Source organism: Binatus sp. (SeqCode) (assembly GCF_035272065.1).
Taxonomy (GTDB): Bacteria; Desulfobacterota; Binatia; order Binatales; family Binataceae; genus Binatus.
The window spans coordinates 147452-163968 of the sequence record NZ_DATEQZ010000025.1; the positions used below are offsets into that span (position 1 = coordinate 147452).

Genomic DNA, 16517 nt, shown 5'->3' on the forward strand with positions numbered 1-16517 from the left:
ACGCGCCGGACATCATCACGATGCCCGGCGCGTTGCGCTCTCTTCTATGGCCCTCGCCTAGTCGCCTTTGGTCTTGGCGCTGTCGCCCTCGGCGGCGGATGCGTCCGGCGGCGTCTCACCCTTGGCAAGCTGGAGCTTGAAGCTGTTCCAATGCTTCAGGATGTCGATCGCGCGATCCAACTGCACGTCCTTCTCTTCTTTGGCCTTGGCGCCCTTCGCACCCGGTCCCTTGTCGCCCTTATCGGCTCCTGGAGCGGGTGCCGTACCGGTGCCGGGCGCAGGATTCTTGTCGTCCTTCTTTTGCCCGTTCTGGAAATGATGCGGCAGATCAGCCTCGTGGATTTCAGGGTTCTCGTCGAACTCGCCGCCTTGCTGCGTTATCGCCGCGAGCGTTTCCTTGGGCGGCTCGACATCGACGTCGGGAGTGATTCCCACCGCCTGGATCGAACGGCCGGTCGGCGTGTAGTAGCGCGCCGTCGTCAGCCGCAGCGCTGAATGATCGTCGAGCGGCAGAATGGTCTGCACCGAGCCTTTGCCGAAGGTCTGCGTGCCGAGAATCACCGCGCGCTTCTGATCCTGCAGCGCGCCGGCGACGATCTCGCTCGCGCTGGCGCTGCCGCCGTTGACCAGCACCACCATCGGATAGTCAACGAAACCCGGCTTCTTGTGCGAGAAATATTTCTGCTGCTGATTTTCCTCGCGGCCCTGCGTATACACGATCAGCCCGCCGTCGAGAAAATCGTCGGAGACCTTCACTGCCTGATTGAGCAATCCGCCGGGATTGTCGCGCAGGTCGAACACGACTCCCTTAATCTTGCCGTGGTCCTTCGCTTCGAACTCGTCGATCGCCTTCTCGACGCCGTCGCCCGTGTTCTCCTGGAACGTGGTGACGCGGATGTAACCGTAGCCCTCAGGCAGCATCTTCGACTTGACCGACTGAATCTTGATGACGTCGCGCGCGAGCGTCACGGTGAACAGCTCGGGCACGCCGTTGCGATGAAGCGTCAGCTTGATTTTGCTGCCCTTGGGCCCGCGCATCCGCTTGACGGCGTCGGTAAGCGACATGTCCTTGGTGAAGTCGTCGTCGATCTTGATGATCTGATCGCCGGCCTTGAGTCCCGCGCGATACGCCGGCGTGTCCTCGATCGGCGCGACAACGGTCAATGCGCCGTTCTTGATCGTTATTTCAATTCCGAGCCCGCCGAAGCTGCCGCGCGTCTCGACTTCGAGGTCGCGGTACAGGTCAGGCGTCAGGTACGCGCTATGCGGGTCGAGCGACGCCAGCATCCCGCTGATCGCGCCGTCAATCAGGCGCTTGGTGGTGACCGGCTCGACGTAGTTTTTCTGCACGATGGCGAGCACGCTCGCGAACGTGTCGAGCTCCTGGTAGGTGTCGTTCGAGAGCGCCTGCGCCCGGCGTACCGCTACTTCCTGTAGGACGAGGAAACACGCGACCAGCGAGACCGCCAACGTGATGGACCATCGATGTCTTTTAATCATGAAATTTAGTTACTGCCGAAACCCGTGATTGTGAGTTATTTATTTAAGCAGATGTTGCGCCTTGATGCATACGCCCACGAAACTGCGCCGTTACGTCGATAATCCTCTTTTCACCCTTGCTTCGAGTTGAGCAGTTGCTGCAATGCGTCCTTGACGTCTGGCCGAGACCAATCGAACGCGCCCATGTGATGCGCGACAATCTGCCCCTTGCGATCGATTATAAACGTCTCGGGCACGCCGCTTATTTCATAAGACTCCATCACTTTGTTCTCGGGGTCGAGCAGTATTGTGAAGTGATAGCCATTCTTCGCGACATACGGCGCCACCGCCGCGCGGCCCTTGGTGTCCTGGCTGACCGCAAGCATCACGAAATCCTTGTTGGCCTTGAAGTCGTCGTACAACGTCTGCATCGAGGGCATTTCCTCGCGGCAGGGCTCGCACCACGTCGCCCAGACGTTGAGAAATACGACTTTGCCGCGCAGCGATTCGAGCGAGACGGTGGTCCCGTCCAGCGTCTCGAGATTGAAATTCGCCGCCTGGCTGCCGGCCGCCACTGGCGCCTCGGACTGTTCTGAATTGGTAGTGATACGCGCGCCGCGATGCCCGCTGAGCACGACGAGCGTCAGGCCAGTCACCACGACGATGGCGGCGACCAGGTACAGGACTCTGTCCTTGATCTCCATCGATGTCATGCCCGCGCCGCGCGCATTGCGCTCCTGTCTTTTTCGCCGGACCGCTGATCTCTTTCCGCTTGATCTTTTCCGCTGGTGAGAAGCAGTGCGACGCCGCCGAGTACTACCATCGCGAGCGCGATCAGTTGCGCCTCACTGAACATATAGAAAACCCGCGGATTGATTCGCCAGAACTCGACAAGGAAGCGCGCGCTTCCCGCCAGCACCAGGTACCAGTACAGCAGGCGTCCCGCGGGACGAGACGTCTTGCGCATCGACCACAGAATAGTAAACACGCCGAGGTACAGAATGGTTTCGTAGACCGGCGCCGGATGCACCCGCACGCCGGGGAAGTATCCCGACACGAGCCGGTAGTGCTCGTCGAGTTTCAGCACCGTGTCGGAGTTCCAGCCGACGATCGCGCGCGGATACGCCATCGCCCACGGCACTGTGGACGGCAGCCCCCAGTCGCCATCGCCCGCGAGCTGGCATCCCATTCTGCCGATTGCCTGTCCGATCGCTAGCGCGGGCGCGCACATGTCCATCGTCGCGCCAAACCCAATTCGATACCACCGCGAAACGAGGTAAGCGCCGAAGATTCCGCCGATCATGCCGCCGTAGAACACGAAGCCCGAGCCCGAAAAAATCATCGTCTTGGGATCGGCGAGGTAGGTCGGCAGATCGTCGAGAATTGCGTAGAGGCGCGAACCGACGAGCCCCATCACGGCCGCCGCGATCACGATCGACGACGAATATTCGGGATCATAGCCGCGCCGGATGCATTCGAGGCGGATAACGTAGTCGGCCGCCAGGAATCCAAGCGCCATCATCAGCCCGAAGCTGTAAACGGTCAGCGGGCCCAGGTGGAACAAGACAGGAATCATCGTTGCCTGGAATTATAGTACGCGACGCCCCTCAACGACCACAAAGGCCTTCAGCTTGCGGCAGTCACATACCCCTCTATTATAGGACGCAACTATGCGGGCAGTTGTTCAACGCGTCAGCCGTGCGGAGGTACGCGTCAGCGGGCGCGTCGTCGGAAAAATTGCACGAGGGTTCGTCGCGCTGCTGGGAGTCGCGGGCGGCGACAGCGAGGCGGACGCGGCTTATCTCGTCGATCGAATCGTCGGGATGCGCGTATTTGCCGACGAGGCCGGCAAGATGAATCTCTCACTCGCGCAAGCGGAAGGCGCGCTGCTGGTCGTGTCGCAGTTCACGTTGCTCGCAGACACCAACTCGGGCCGCCGCCCGTCGTTCACCAAAGCCGCCGCGCCGGAAGAAGCGCGCCGCCTCTACGAGCACTTTCTCTCGCTCGCGCGGACTCGCGATGTTAAAGTCGAGACAGGCGAGTTCGGCGCGATGATGGACGTCGAGCTCGTCAATGACGGCCCGGTGACGATAATTCTCGACAGTCGTGAGAAATAGAAGGTAATGCCGCGGGCGGGTTTCTATACCGTCGAATCGGGAAAAATCTCGTTTCGGCGCGACGGCAACTGGTACAGCGACGACGAGCGGATCGACAATCCGCGAATCGCGCTGCTGTTCAGCCAGAGCCTCAAGCGCAATCCCGACGGCAGCTACTATCTGCAAGTCGCCGAAGAACGCGCGACGATCACCGTCGAGGACACGCCCTACGTCGTCAAGGCGCTCGAGGATGACGAGCTGGGCGGCTTCGTGATGGTGCTGAACGACGACACGCGCGAGCCACTCGATCCCGCCGCGCTCGAGGTCGGCCCGAACCACGTGATGTACGCGCGGGTCAAGGGCGGCGATGCTCGCGCGCGCTTCCTTCGCTCCGCCTACTACCATCTGAGTGACCGCTTCGAATCCGACGATGCCGGCCGCTTCTACGTCAATCTCAGGGGTCATCGGTATCCACTCGGGGCAGCTGATAGCAACTGACGATGGATCCAGCCGAGCCGAATCTGCACATCGTCCTGGTACGCCCCGAGATTCCGCAGAACACCGGCTCGATCGCGCGTCTCGCCGCCGCAACCAAAGCCCGGCTTCATCTAATAGGTCCGCTCGGCTTCTCGCTCGAGGATCGTTATCTCAAGCGCGCGGGGCTGGACTACTGGCCGCTGGTTGATTTGCGCACCTACGAAGGCTGGGAGCAGTTCGCCGCGTTACGTCGCGACTCGCCGCGAACGAAATCAAAATTTTTCTCGACCCACGCCCCCGCGTCCTATCTCGACGCACACTACAAGCGAGGCGATTTCCTGTTCTTCGGCGGCGAGACTGCCGGACTCGGCCGCGACTTCCTGGCGGAGAGAAGCGACCGCGCGTATCGGATTCCAATCTTCGAGCCAGGCGTGCGCAGCCTGAATCTCTCCAACGCAGTGTCGATCGTAGTGTACGAAGCGTTGCGCCAGACCGGCACGCTCAGGACTTCTTGACGCCGCAGCTGCCGCATCCGGTGCTGCAGCCGCCCTTTTCGCTCTCTGCAGGCGGCGGGCCGAAATAGTAACCGGCCTGCTCGAGTTCGCCGGGCGATACCCACTTGAGATTTTCGGCAACCGCAGTGTCGCAGTGCACGCAGATGCGCCGTTCTGCGCCAGCGTCATCGAGCGCGACATACGTCAGCACCGGCTTCCCGCAAAGCGCGCAATCCGCCATCGGAAATGACGCATCTCGGGGCGCGGAAGTAAGCGTGGGCATCGCCGACTATCCTACATCATCGCGCAACTTAATTCAGGCCGTCCCAGACCTGGATCAGCACGCCGAAGGCAGACTGCGGCGAGATGAAGTATTGGCGTTCGCCGCGCCAATTGCGCTTCTCGTCCACCACGCGAACGCCGTCGCGCTTGAGCTTTTCGCGCGTCTCGTCGAAATTCTTGAGGTCGATCGACACGTGATGCATCCCCTCGCCGTAGCGCGCGATGAACTTGCCGACGAAGTCGTTGTCGGTCTTGTGTGGCGGGCTCTGGATGAATTCGAGCTTGAAGCCGGCGACCTCGAGATGCCCGAGTGAGAAGTTGCCCTCGGAGTTGCTGATGTGAATCTCGTGCGTTTTCGTGCCGGGAAAGTAGCGCGTGAAAAAGTTGTAAGCTGCCGCGATGTCCTTGACGGCGAGCGAGACGTGATCGAAATGCGCGAGGCTGTCCGGCGCAGGCTTGGGGTGCGCCTGTTCCCAATTCTGGGTGTGCCAGAACTGGATCAGCGCGCCGAAAGCCGAGCGCGGCGAGATGAACGCGGTCGCGGAGCCTGATTCGTAGTTCTGCTCGTCGACGACGCGCACTCCGCCCGCCTTCAGATTGGCGACGAGCGCGTCGAGACCGTCGGTCTCGATCGACAAGTGATGCATCCCCTCGCCGTGTCGTTCGATAAAATTGGTGACGAAGCCGGGCTTGCCGGGTGGATCCTCGATCAGCTCGACGACGAATCCGCCGAGATGGAAATCCTGCCAGTAGAACGAGCCGCTGACCTGCTCGTCGATCGATTTGGCGCTGCGCAATTTGATCGGAAAATATTTCGCGAAGAACTCGTACGCGCGGTCGATTGACTTCACCGCGATCGAAACATGATCGAACCTCAAGCGAACATCGTCAGTCGCAGCCATGCTGAAAAGAATCTCCCTTCGACAAAAATGTGCGCCCTATTTCGACGGCGCGTCCGGGCCGGAAGCGCCACAGTAGCCGGAACGAGTTGCGGATCACCAGCGGCCATCCGTTGGCGATTTTTCCGGCGTACATCCGACGCGATTGATCGGCGCGGGACAATGCGGGCACGTCAAAGAAACTCAAGCCTCGCGTCAAGCCGCCCGCCGCTCCCGTCAATCGTGCGTACTACTATATACCCGCCGCCCTTGAACGGGCCCGCGTTGAAAATCTGCGTCGGGCCGATGCGATCAACGCCGGCGGATTCGTGGATGTGCCCCGAGATGCAAACGTCGGGCTTCACCTCTTCGATGAATTGGCGCGCGGCGGTGCTGCCGACCGGCTTGCCGCTCATGATTCGATCGCATTTGGTGTCGAACGGCGGCGTGTGACAAATCATCAGGAGCGGGCGCACGTTGCGGACGAAGTCGTAACCGGCGCGCAGGGTCGCGTAGATTTCATCTTCGCTAAGTTCGGTCGGCGTTCCGAAGGGCGTGATGTTCGAGCCGCCGCATCCGAAGATCCCGACGCCGCCGGTGACGCGGCCCTTGCCATGCAGCGCGATTCCGTCCTCCTCGAGAAACGGGATCACCTCGCGCCGGTCGAGATTTCCCGGCAGCGCAAGCACGGCAGGACACGCGCGGCGAACGTCGGCGAGCACTTTGCGCGCGTCGTCGACGCCGCCGAAGTTGGTGAGGTCTCCCGAGATAATCACCAGATCGCAATCGCGCATCACCTCGCCCATCCGCTCGAGATTGCGAGTCGCCATGTGAACGTCGCCAAAGCAGATTATCTTCATAACAGCGAATCCACTTAATCTTAGTGAAACCCACCGTGGGTTTCACGCTTCCTTGGGCAGGGGTAACCCCTGCACCTTAGTATTAAGAAAGGATGCGGGACTTCGTCCCTGTTCGAACTTTTTTTGGTTTCATCCGGTTGCTCTTTTTTTGTGTCATTCTTAGCGCAGCGAAGAAACCCGGTGCTGTACTCGGCGCCGCACTACTATTAACAACAGCAACTATTCCAACGGCCTCTTCCTTTCAGATGTTGTCGGTAACCTCATAACCAGATCATGGCGTCGCGAAACAAATTTGCGTTCGTGCTGTATCGGCCGCAGTCGGCCGGCAATATCGGCGCGGCGGCGCGAGCGCTCAAGAACATGGGCTTCGACGATCTGCGACTTGTCGGACACGGTCCCTTGAACGATCGCGAGGCCAAAAAGTTAGCGGTGCATGCTGATGATCTCCTCGCGAGCGCGACTGTCTATCCCAGTCTCGCTGACGCACTCGCGGATTGCTCGATCGCGGTCGGCACGACCAGCCGGCGCGGCGGTTATCGCAGCCGCGCGACCCCCCTGCGCGCGGCAGCGGCGGAACTCGATGCGCTGGCCGGCGCGAACAAGATTGCGATTGTCTTCGGACGCGAAGATCGCGGGCTCACTAATCGCGAGCTCAAGCTGTGTCATCGCTTGATCACGATCCCGACCGCATCCGAATATCCGTCGCTCAACCTGGCACAGGCAGTGATGATCGTCGCGTACGAGCTTATGATGGCAGCCAATGCTGCGGTCGAATCCGGCCGCGCGCCTGAGTTCGTGGCCGCATCGATCAGCGACCCGATGCTCGACCGGATGGCGGAGGCGCTGGTCTCGATCGGTTTTATTCCCGACGACAACCCGGACCATATCATGCTCGCGATCCGCGAAATTTTCGGACGGAGCGGATTGACTGCGCGCGAGGTCGAGATTCTCAACGGGATGGCGCGGCAGATGCGATGGGTCGCCGAGGGCGGGCATCGCACGCTCGCGGAGAAGCGGCGCGCGGGCAAAAAGTTGAGATGACAGTTTCCACCCATGTGCGCCATGCGCGATAATTGCAACGAAGTGTGAAATCACAGATGGCCGAGATAATCGATTTTGCGGAGATACAGGAGGCGCGGCGCAAAGCCCGCGCGCGCATCCCCGAGCGCGAAAATCTGGAGCGCGCGGTTCAACTGATGCGCGAGAACCTTGCCGCCGTTGCCGCCGAGCTGGCCGAGGCGCCGCGCGACGAGCAGGCGGAACTGCTGACGCGGGTCGAACGGCTGGCGGCGATGATTCGCTACGGAATGCGAATGCTCGGCGAGCCGAGTGACGCCCGCCGGAACGCGGGCGCTTGAAATTGGACGAAGGGCTGACGCTCAGAATTACCGGCGTTGAGCCGGGTGACGAGATCGCGGGCGCGCGCAAGGTCACGATCGCGACGACGCGCGGCGCGATTCCGCTGATGCTGCATTCGGCGCCCGAGAAGGGGCGCGCCGTGCTATGCGTCAGCGGCGCGATAGGCGGTTACGACGGTCCATCGATGCTCTATCCGCGGCTCGGGCTGGAAATGCCAAAGCGCGGACTCACGATCGCGCGGTTGGACTATCGCGCGCCCAACGAGTTCGGCGAATGCCTGGTCGATGCAATGGCGGCGCTCACGTTCCTCGGAGGGATCGGCAACCAGCGCGTCGCGCTGATTGGGCATTCGTTCGGCGGTGCCGTCGCGATCAACGCGGGCACGCTGAGCCCAATCGTCACCACCGTGATCGCGCTATCGAGTCAGCTCGCGGGCGCGCATGTGGCGGGCGAGCTGGCACCCAAGCCGTTGCTGCTGATTCATGGCAGCGCGGACACGATTCTCTCTCACGAAAGCTCGCAGGCGCTCTACGATCGCGCGGGCGAGCCCAAGACCATCAGGATTTTGCCCGGCGCCGGACATGGATTGGCGGAAGCGCAAGCCGAAGTATTCGATCTGGTCAGCGACTGGCTGACGAAGCAACTACGGTGATCGTTCGCAATTCGGTTTCTGACCCTCTCTGCGTCCCCTCTGATTTCCTCCCACGTTCGTCGGGGGAGGGTTAGGGTGGGGGACCACTGCGCCGCGCGGATGTCTGTCGCGCGTCGCACTCTGCCAGAATCTTCAATCCGCACTGTCCCCCACCCGCCGCTCGAGGACGAGCGTCGGCCTCCCCCGACGAACGTGGGAGGCGAGGAAATGCTTCACTCGAATGGCAGCATCACGATAGAATCGCCCGATGGCTGATGGACAGAGAATCGCGGTGGTCGGTGCGACGGGCGCCGTCGGCCAGACCACGCTGAAAATCCTTGAGCAGCGCAAGTTCCCGGTGCGTGAACTGCGCGTGTATGCGTCGGCGCGATCGGCGGGCAAGACGGTGACGTTCGCCGGCGAGTCGATAAAGGTACAGAAGCTCGACGCCAACTCGTTCAAGGGAATCGATATCGCGCTGTTCTCGGCGGGCTCGGAACAATCGCGCGAGTTCGCGCCAATCGCAGTCAAGGCGGGCGCGATCGTCGTGGACAAGTCGAGCGCGTTTCGCATGGACCCCGACGTGCCGCTGGTGGTGCCCGAGATCAACGGCGCCGCCGCTCGCAGTCACAACGGAATCGTCGCATGCCCCAACTGCACGACGATCGTCACCGTGATGCCGCTGAAGCCGATCCATGACCTCGGGCGGCTGCGGCGCGTGGTCGCGACCAGCTTCCAGGCGGTCTCGGGCGCGGGCGTCAACGGTATCGCGGAGTTGCGCGAGCAGACGATGGCGTGGTCAAGGGGCGAGGCGATCAAATCGAAATTTTTTCCGCATCAGATTGCGTTCAACCTGATTCCGCATATCGATAAATTTGTCGAGGGCGGATACACCGGCGAGGAAATCAAGCTGGTCAACGAGATCAGGAAAATCCTCGAGCAGCCTGAGTTGCTGATTTCGCCGACCACGGTGCGGGTGCCGGTCTTCACCGCGCATTCGATTTCCGTCAACGCCGAGACCGAGACGAAAATCGCCGCGGCCGATGCGCGCGAGGCGTTCGCGCATTTCCCGGGAATTCGGCTGTTCGACGATCCCGCGCAGAATCGCTACCCGATGCCGATCCTCGTCGAGGGTCAGGACGACTGCTTCGTCGGCCGCATCCGCGAGGACCTGAGCTGCCCCAACGCGCTGAACTTCTGGGTCGTGGGCGACCAGTTGCGCAAGGGCGCGGCGCTCAACGGCGTCCAGATCGCGGAACTGCTAATCGACGCGCGCTAGTTACTCCGCGACAAAAGTCACCAGTCCAGCCGGCAGCGGGCTGTTCACGACATGACCCGTTCGCGGCGCGCTCAGCAGTCCCTGGAGATCGACAATGGCAACGTAGGTGAAGTCACGATTCTCGAGCACACCGTAAGCCTTGTGGGTGTTGGGGCTTACATAAGCGGTTACAGTATGAGGATCGCCCCCCTCCGACCAACCTTCCTCGGTTGGAGGGCTGGGCACGGTGAACGCCACGTAGTCAACGATCGAGGGCGTTCCGCTTCCCGAGGTGGCCGGCAGTTGGATTACGCCCTCCAAGGCGCCGCCAAACTCGCCGGTCACTACGCCAAGGTGCGTGCCCGGAGCGATGGCGATGCCGCAGGTTCCCGCAGCCATGGTTGCAAATTCGGGGAAGCTCTGAACCTGACTGGCCGTGTCGGTCCAGGTGCCGGGTGTTCCCGGCGTGAAATTCGCTTGAGTCAGATCGGTGATGAAGAGAGCGTCGCTAAATTCAAGCGTGGACAGCGCGATACCAGTCGTACAATCTTCGCCTGCCGAGTCGGGTTCGCCGGGAAGTTCCCCAAGATCATTGTTGAACAGGGCCGGGGTCGAGGTGGTGGTGATATTAACCAGTTGGTAATTGCCTTGCTCGTTAGGCGACAACACCAGATGGCGGACCGGGTCGATCGAAACGTCTTCAGACGTCGTCGCTCCGGCTGGAATGGGTGTTTCAAAGGTCGAGGTGTCAAGGTCGAGGAATTGGTAACCACCTGTCTCCGTGTCGTCGATTTCCAGACCCATCGTGATCAATGCCTTGTTAGTTGAGGAATCCACCACTACGCCGCAGTTTGAGCAGAAGCCGCCCGTGAAGTCTTGTTCGGCGGTCGCGCCACTGGTCAGCGTGTTGTTTAGGGTCGTGCCGCTGATGAGATAAACGTCGGTGTCGTTGGCGACGCATACCGTCTCGCCGGTCGTGGAGTTGGAGGAGCAGGAGTTCACTACGCCTGCGGTCGTAATTGAAGTTGGCGAACCGCCGGTGCCGAGACCGCTGCTGGTTTCGACAGGTACGACCTTGATGCCCGTTGTGCCTCCCTCCCAGTAACCTTGTGGAAGGTAGGCAGTGGCGTTCTTGCCTTGAACCAATATCCCAACGGAACTGGACGGTAAGCATGCATTCGGTGCAGGCGTCGGCGTACCGGTGGGCTTGCCGCTACTGGAACAAGAGCCGCACGGATCGCATCCCGTGCCGAGAGACAACCCTGCAGCCGCGACTAGCAGACAAACAGCCAGCCCCGCCCATCGAGAGTTCATAGTCGGTCTCCTCCGCAACTTAGCCCGCACAATCCGCAGTCCATTCGTGCGAAATTCGGTTCCCCACCAAATAGCTCCGCAAGGTTGCGGCGAACATAGACAAAAGCAGGGGGAGTAGCAAACGAATTTAGAAGGCGGCTGACCGATTGGTCCGGCGATTGACAACGCCCGCGCTCGCATATTACCGTTAGGCAACTGCAAGCGATTGCAGCCTTATCGAGAGCGGCGGAGGGACATGGCCCGCTGATGCCGCAGCAACCGGCCCGCGATGGGTGCTGGTGCTAACTCCTGCAGGGTTTCTTCGCTCGACGCGAGAATCTCCTGGTAGATAAGGCGAGAGTGTTGAGCCCTCGTCTCATCGTATCCGCAGGATTTTTCACCGACATCCCATCGGCACTGAGCACGTTGCGTTCTCGACAGGCGGGAGAAGCGAGGAAGTGGCAACGGAGCGAATATTGATCGTCGGCGTCGGGGGACTTGGCGTCCCCGCATTGTGGGCGCTCGCGCGTGCGGGCGCGCGACGGCTGACGCTCGTAGATCCCGACCCGGTCGAACTGTCGAATCTTGCGCGCCAAGTGATTTTCAGCACCGCTGATATCGGCACACCTAAGGTCGAAGCGGCCGCGCGATGGCTTGCCGAACGATTCCCAGACGTCAGCGTCGAGCGGCATGCGATCGCGCTCGACGCGTCCAACGCCGCGCGTCTCGTCGCCGCACACGACTTTGTAATCGACGCGACCGACAGTCCGGCCGCGAAATTTCTGATCAACGACACCTGCATCGCCGCGCGGACGCCGTTCGTTTATGGCGGCGTAGTCGGGATGACCGGACAGGCGATGACGGTGATTCCGAGCGAGACCGCGTGCATCCGATGCGTGTTCGAGGCTCCGCCCGATGAAGACGAAATCCAGAGCTGCCGCGAGGCGGGGATCGTCGGACCGGTCGCGGGCGCGATCGGCGAGATTCAGGCGGCGGAGGCGATGCGCGCGTCGCGCGCGCAGACGTTCTTGCTCTCAGGAAAAATTCTCACATACGACGCGTCCGGTTCGGCCCGGGTGCGTATTGCGGAGGTTAGTCCGCGCCCCGGATGCGGTTGCGGCGCGTGGAAGCAGGAGCATCGCGAATCGCACGCGCCGGGCAAGTAACAGGAATCGAGGAAACGATGAGCTACATCACCAATTTGAAATGTCGCGAGTGCGGCCAGGAGTATCCGATAAGTCCGCTCCACGTCTGCGAGACGTGCTTCGGTCCGCTCGAAGTCACCTACGACTACGCACGGATTCGCGCGGCGATCTCGCGCTCGACAATCGAGAAGCGTCCGCACAATCTGTGGCGCTATCGCGAATTGTTGCCGGTCGATGTCGACGACAAGTCCGATCTCGTCGGCCCCAACTCGGGCTTCACGCCGTTGCTGCATTGCAAGCGCCTCGGCGCGGAACTCGGCCTCAAGCATCTCTATATAAAGGACGACACCGTCAATCATCCGACGCTTTCGTACAAGGACCGCGTCGTTTCGGTGTCGATCACCAAGGCGCGCGAGTTCGGCTTCACCACCGTGTCGTGCGCGTCCACCGGCAACCTGGCGACCGCAGTCGCGGCACACGCGGCGCGCGCAGGGCTGCAATGCTACATCTTCATGCCCGAAGGCGTGGAGGCCGGGAAAGTAGTTGGCTCGACAATCTACGGCGCAAAGGTGATCACGATTCGCGGCAACTACGACGACGTCAACCGTCTGTGCAGCGAGATCGCGGACAAGTACGGGTGGGCGTTCGTCAATATCAACCTGCGCCCCTTCTACACCGAGGGCGCAAAGACCTTCGGCTTCGAAGTCGCCGAGCAGCTCGGCTGGCGTTTGCCGGATCATATAGTAGTGCCGACAGCGGGCGGCACGATTCTGCCGAAGGTCGCTAAGGCGTTTAAGGAGTTGAAGGAGGTCGGGCTGATCAAGAGTGGCGAGTTCAAGATTCATTCGGCGCAGGCCGCCGGCTCCGCTCCGGTAATCCACGCGCTGCACAAAGGCACCGACCTGATAACGCCGGTCAAGCCCGACACGATCGCCAAGTCGATCGCCATCGGAAATCCGGCCGACGGCTTTTACGTGCTCAAGGCGGTGCGCGATTCCGGCGGATGGGGCGACGTCGCCACCGACCCGGAGATTATCGACGCGATCAAACTGCTCGCACGCACCGAGGGAATTTTCGCCGAGCCCGCCGGCGGCACCACGCTCGCGGTCACGATCAAGCTCGTCAAGCAGGGTCGCATCAAGCCCGACGAAACTGTAGTCGTGTCGATTACAGGCAACGGCTACAAGACTCTCGAAGCGGTTGCGAGTGCTATCGAGCAGCCGTCGATCATCGACGCGCGGCTGAAAGATTTCGACGCGTTGTTCGATCGGCTCACGAATGGAAAACGCACCGCCGACAGCGCCGCCTGAGACTTGTTTGGGCTATGCGGCGAGCATAAGTGTAGCAATTCAACCAGGAGGCTAGTCCCCAATCATGGCAGTACGCGTCAGAGTTCCAACCCCACTTCGCAGGTTCACCGCGGGCGTCGACGAAGTCCCCGCCGACGGCGCGTCGATCAAGGCGGTTATCGAAGACCTCGAACGGCGGCATCCGGGGATGCGCGAGCGGCTGCTCGATGAAAAAGGCGACATCCGCCGCTTCGTCAACATCTATCTCAATGGCGACGACGTCCGCTTCCTCGATGCGATCAACTCCAAGGTTAAGGATGGCGACGACATCTCAATCGTTCCCGCGATTGCCGGCGGACGCTGACGCCGGCGCGCTCGCGGACGGCACCAGCGAACGCGTGGCGCCGTTGAGTGAGATCGTCCCGGTCGGACGCGCTCAAGGCGTGCTCGATCTCGTCGGCAACACGCCGCTGCTCGAAATTACGCGGCTGACTGCGGGACTAATTCCCGCAGGCGTGCGGATTTTCGCCAAGCTCGAGGGCTTCAACCCCGGCGGCTCGGTCAAAGATCGGCCGGCGAAGAAAATGCTCGAGGTGGGAATCGCCGAAGGCAAGCTGAAGCCCGGGAAGGTGATCCTGGATTCGACCTCGGGCAACACCGGAATTGCGCTCGCGATGCTCGGTGCGACGCTCGGCTATCCGGTCGAGCTCGTGATGCCGTCGAACGTGAGCCGCGAGCGAAAGAAAATCGTCGAGGCTTATGGCGCGAAGATCCATTTCTCGGATCCGATGGAAGGCTCCGACGGCGCCATCGTCATGTGCCGCAAGCTGATCGAGGATCACCCGGCGCGCTACTTCAAGCCCGACCAATACAACAACGAGGCCAATGCGCTGGCGCATTTCGAGACCACCGGCCCGGAAATCTGGCTCCAGTCGCGCGGCAATGTGACGCATTTCGTCGCCGCGATCGGTACCGGCGGCACCGTTATGGGCACCGGCCGATTTCTGAAATCGAAAAACAGCGCGATCAAGGTGATCGCAGTCGAGCCCGACGACGCGATGCACGGGCTCGAGGGCCTCAAGCACATGGCGAGCTCGATCGTCCCGGGCATCTATCACGAAAAAGAGCTCGACGACAAAATCCAGGTCGGCACCGAGGAGGCGTATGAGATGGTGTACGCGCTCGGGCAGACCGAGGGCATCCTGGTCGGGCAATCGTCGGGCGCCGCGATGATTGCGGCGCTCAAGGTGGCGCGCTCGATTCGCGAAGGCACGATAGTCACCGTGTTCGCCGACTTCGGCGACAAATATCTCTCGACGAATTTGTGGATCGGTTGGCAGGAGTGGCGGCGCGAGCGCCTGCAACAAGTTATCGCCAAGTGGAAAAACAAATAACGCAAATGGAACGTATCCACGAACGCTACTACCTGAGCTATCCGCGCACGCTGATCAAGGAGCCGATCCTTTACCAACTGGTGAAGAAGTTCGACCTCGTTTTCAATATCCGTGGCGCAAGCGTGTCCGAGGAAATGGGCCTGGTCGCCGTTGAATTCGAAGGCACCAACGATCAGATCGAGCGCGCACTGGCGTGGCTGCGCAGCACCGGCGTCACCGTCGAGCCAATCGAAAAGAACGTGATCGAGTAGGTCGCGCGTGCGCGATGACCCTGACTGACGCGCAAATCGATCGCTACAGCCGGCAGATAATCGTGCCGCGCATCGGCGGCCGCGGCCAGGAACGTTTGCTCGCCGCGCGGATCCTCCTTTCGGGCGATGCGCGCGATATCGAAGCACCGCTCGCCTACCTCGTCGGCGCAGGCGTCGGAAAGATCCGTGTCAGAGCCACCGGAATCACTGAAAAAATTGCCGAGATGCGCGAGTTGAATCCCGACGTATCAGTCACCATCGCAAATAAATCACAAGGCGGCGTCGACTTGGCACTCATGATCGTCGGAAGCGAAGTGGCGCGGAAAGCTGCAGAAGAGCTCGTTAGCAATCGCGATGCGCGAGTATTAGTGATCGCGCGCCTCGACGCGGCAGGGAAAATCGTCGTGATTCCCGACACGCAAAGGCCGAGAACCGCCGACGCAACATTCGGCGCGCGCGCGGACGCCGCGGATTTTATCGCGGTGCTCGCGACGGCGGAGGCGCTCAAGCTAATTGCCGGCTACGTGGAAAATCCGACGCGGGCAACCATCGAGTTCGGCGGTTACGAGACCAAGGTTCGCGTTCATCCGTAATGTACAAACTCTGCATGTTCGATTTCGACAATACGATCGCGCGGCTCGAGCCCGAGGTCGATTGGGCCGGCGGCCGGCTCATCCTCGAACCCTACCTGCGATCGATCGGCGCGCCCGACGAACTGTTCGCACGGATTCCACGCGGCAATCTCCCGCTCTACGACGGGTATCGCACTCTCATGCTCGCGGAGTCCAAGCGCGACCAGCTAACCGAAAGCCTGCATCACGCTTCAGAGATAATAGAGAAGATCGAATTGGCCGGAGTCGATCGCGCGCAACCGCTCGAAGGAGCTATCGAAATACTCGCGGTCCTGAAAGCGACAGGTGCCATGACCGCGATCGTGACATCCAATTCCTCGAAAACAGTTCAGCGATGGTTCGACAGGAACGGCGTCGCGTCCGTCGATGCGATAGTTGGGCGCGACACTCTGCTCGGACTCAAGCCGGCACCCGACATGCTGATCCGCGCACTCGAATTGTTTTCCGTCGATCGATCGGAGGCCGCGTTCGTCGGCGACAGCGAAGCCGACGTCCGTGCCGCGCAAAGTTGCGGCGTGCGATTTTACGGAATCGCGCCCACCGACAGCGCGCGTGATCGATTGCTCGCGGCAGGCGCCGCGGAAATTTTCGGCTCGCCCGCCACGCTCGCCTTTCACCTAAATTTGCCGGCTGCGCGCACCTGAAATGAGCCGAGTGTGCGAGCGGAGCGCTTCGCGCTTCCGGCGGGCGTCTTGATGT

Annotated in this window: 22 protein-coding genes and 1 riboswitch; of the genes, 14 read left to right on the forward strand and 8 right to left on the reverse strand. The window is 61.3% G+C overall.

Annotated features, from left to right (window positions below; genetic code table 11):
• Window positions 1-57 precede the first annotated feature (57 nt).
• The 3 genes from VJX68_RS03785 to VJX68_RS03795 form a co-directional block, all read right to left on the reverse strand.
• Window positions 58-1500 (reverse strand): S41 family peptidase, encoded by a 1443-nt coding sequence (locus VJX68_RS03785; RefSeq protein WP_324094318.1) that lies wholly within the window; start codon window positions 1498-1500, stop codon window positions 58-60.
• Window positions 1501-1610: 110 nt separating this feature from the next.
• A complete protein-coding gene (locus VJX68_RS03790) occupies window positions 1611-2192 on the reverse strand; it encodes a TlpA disulfide reductase family protein (RefSeq protein WP_324094319.1) in 582 nt (193 codons plus the stop codon).
• The gene (locus VJX68_RS03795) at window positions 2189-3055 is read right to left on the reverse strand and encodes a prolipoprotein diacylglyceryl transferase (RefSeq protein ID WP_324094320.1); all 867 of its coding nucleotides are present in this window, start codon (window positions 3053-3055) and stop codon (window positions 2189-2191) included. The genes VJX68_RS03790 and VJX68_RS03795 overlap by 4 nt, the downstream gene beginning before the upstream one ends.
• Before the next feature lie 94 nt (window positions 3056-3149).
• Here VJX68_RS03795 and dtd point away from each other — a divergent pair, with 94 nt between their 5' ends.
• From dtd to VJX68_RS03810, 3 genes are read left to right on the forward strand one after another with little or no spacing between them, the layout of a single operon-like run.
• Entirely contained in the window at window positions 3150-3596 is a 447-nt protein-coding gene (gene dtd, locus VJX68_RS03800) for a D-aminoacyl-tRNA deacylase (RefSeq protein WP_324094321.1), read from the forward strand.
• A gap of 6 nt (window positions 3597-3602) precedes the next feature.
• On the forward strand, window positions 3603-4073 hold the full coding sequence (locus VJX68_RS03805; protein WP_324094322.1) for a DUF1285 domain-containing protein: 471 nt from the start codon (window positions 3603-3605) through the stop codon (window positions 4071-4073).
• 2 nt (window positions 4074-4075) lie between these two features.
• On the forward strand, window positions 4076-4567 hold the full coding sequence (locus VJX68_RS03810; RefSeq protein WP_324094323.1) for a tRNA (cytidine(34)-2'-O)-methyltransferase: 492 nt from the start codon (window positions 4076-4078) through the stop codon (window positions 4565-4567).
• On the opposite strand, the gene VJX68_RS03815 is transcribed toward VJX68_RS03810, so the two are convergent.
• From VJX68_RS03815 to VJX68_RS03830, 4 genes are read right to left on the reverse strand one after another with little or no spacing between them, the layout of a single operon-like run.
• Window positions 4554-4829, reverse strand: coding sequence for a hypothetical protein (locus VJX68_RS03815; RefSeq protein WP_324094324.1), 276 nt, complete (start codon window positions 4827-4829; stop codon window positions 4554-4556). The two genes, VJX68_RS03810 and VJX68_RS03815, sit on opposite strands and share 14 nt — an antisense overlap.
• A gap of 28 nt (window positions 4830-4857) precedes the next feature.
• A complete protein-coding gene (locus VJX68_RS03820) occupies window positions 4858-5730 on the reverse strand; it encodes a VOC family protein (RefSeq protein ID WP_324094325.1) in 873 nt (290 codons plus the stop codon).
• Window positions 5717-5863 (reverse strand): hypothetical protein, encoded by a 147-nt coding sequence (locus tag VJX68_RS03825; protein ID WP_324094326.1) that lies wholly within the window; start codon window positions 5861-5863, stop codon window positions 5717-5719. The genes VJX68_RS03820 and VJX68_RS03825 overlap by 14 nt, the downstream gene beginning before the upstream one ends.
• 37 nt (window positions 5864-5900) lie before the next feature.
• Window positions 5901-6566, reverse strand: a complete 666-nt coding sequence (locus VJX68_RS03830) for a metallophosphoesterase (protein ID WP_324094327.1) — start codon at window positions 6564-6566, stop codon at window positions 5901-5903.
• Between the two features lie 273 nt (window positions 6567-6839).
• On the opposite strand from VJX68_RS03830, the gene VJX68_RS03835 reads away from it, so the two are divergent.
• The 4 genes from VJX68_RS03835 (at window position 6840) to VJX68_RS03850 (ending at window position 9835) form a co-directional block, all read left to right on the forward strand.
• Window positions 6840-7607: an RNA methyltransferase gene (locus tag VJX68_RS03835; protein WP_324094328.1), complete on the forward strand. Its 768-nt coding sequence runs from the start codon at window positions 6840-6842 to the stop codon at window positions 7605-7607.
• Between the two features lie 56 nt (window positions 7608-7663).
• Window positions 7664-7924 (forward strand): hypothetical protein, encoded by a 261-nt coding sequence (locus tag VJX68_RS03840; protein WP_324094329.1) that lies wholly within the window; start codon window positions 7664-7666, stop codon window positions 7922-7924.
• Complete coding sequence (locus VJX68_RS03845) at window positions 7921-8577, forward strand: alpha/beta hydrolase (protein ID WP_324094330.1); 657 nt, start codon at window positions 7921-7923, stop codon at window positions 8575-8577. The genes VJX68_RS03840 and VJX68_RS03845 overlap by 4 nt, the downstream gene beginning before the upstream one ends.
• 247 nt (window positions 8578-8824) lie before the next feature.
• A complete protein-coding gene (locus VJX68_RS03850; RefSeq protein WP_324094331.1) occupies window positions 8825-9835 on the forward strand; it encodes an aspartate-semialdehyde dehydrogenase in 1011 nt (336 codons plus the stop codon).
• On the opposite strand, the gene VJX68_RS03855 is transcribed toward VJX68_RS03850, so the two are convergent.
• Window positions 9836-10960 carry a hypothetical protein gene (locus VJX68_RS03855; RefSeq protein ID WP_324094332.1) on the reverse strand — a complete coding sequence of 375 codons (1125 nt, stop codon included), beginning with the start codon at window positions 10958-10960 and terminating at the stop codon, window positions 9836-9838.
• A gap of 378 nt (window positions 10961-11338) precedes the next feature.
• Window positions 11339-11463: riboswitch (SAM riboswitch) on the forward strand.
• A 102-nt stretch (window positions 11464-11565) separates the two neighbouring features.
• On the opposite strand from VJX68_RS03855, the gene VJX68_RS03860 reads away from it, so the two are divergent.
• From VJX68_RS03860 to VJX68_RS03890, 7 genes are all read left to right on the forward strand, one after another.
• Window positions 11566-12273 (forward strand): HesA/MoeB/ThiF family protein, encoded by a 708-nt coding sequence (locus VJX68_RS03860; RefSeq protein ID WP_324094333.1) that lies wholly within the window; start codon window positions 11566-11568, stop codon window positions 12271-12273.
• Entirely contained in the window at window positions 12231-13562 is a 1332-nt protein-coding gene (locus VJX68_RS03865; RefSeq protein WP_324094334.1) for a threonine synthase, read from the forward strand. The genes VJX68_RS03860 and VJX68_RS03865 overlap by 43 nt, the downstream gene beginning before the upstream one ends.
• Before the next feature lie 64 nt (window positions 13563-13626).
• Window positions 13627-13905: a ubiquitin-like small modifier protein 1 gene (locus VJX68_RS03870; protein WP_324094335.1), complete on the forward strand. Its 279-nt coding sequence runs from the start codon at window positions 13627-13629 to the stop codon at window positions 13903-13905.
• Window positions 13859-14935: a PLP-dependent cysteine synthase family protein gene (locus tag VJX68_RS03875; protein WP_324094336.1), complete on the forward strand. Its 1077-nt coding sequence runs from the start codon at window positions 13859-13861 to the stop codon at window positions 14933-14935. Before VJX68_RS03870 ends, VJX68_RS03875 begins: the two co-directional genes overlap by 47 nt.
• 5 nt (window positions 14936-14940) lie before the next feature.
• Window positions 14941-15186, forward strand: coding sequence for an NIL domain-containing protein (locus VJX68_RS03880; RefSeq protein ID WP_324094337.1), 246 nt, complete (start codon window positions 14941-14943; stop codon window positions 15184-15186).
• A 14-nt stretch (window positions 15187-15200) separates the two neighbouring features.
• The gene (locus VJX68_RS03885) at window positions 15201-15779 is read left to right on the forward strand and encodes a hypothetical protein (RefSeq protein WP_324094338.1); all 579 of its coding nucleotides are present in this window, start codon (window positions 15201-15203) and stop codon (window positions 15777-15779) included.
• Entirely contained in the window at window positions 15779-16462 is a 684-nt protein-coding gene (locus VJX68_RS03890) for an HAD family hydrolase (protein WP_324094339.1), read from the forward strand. The genes VJX68_RS03885 and VJX68_RS03890 overlap by 1 nt, the downstream gene beginning before the upstream one ends.
• Window positions 16463-16517: the final 55 nt, after the last annotated feature.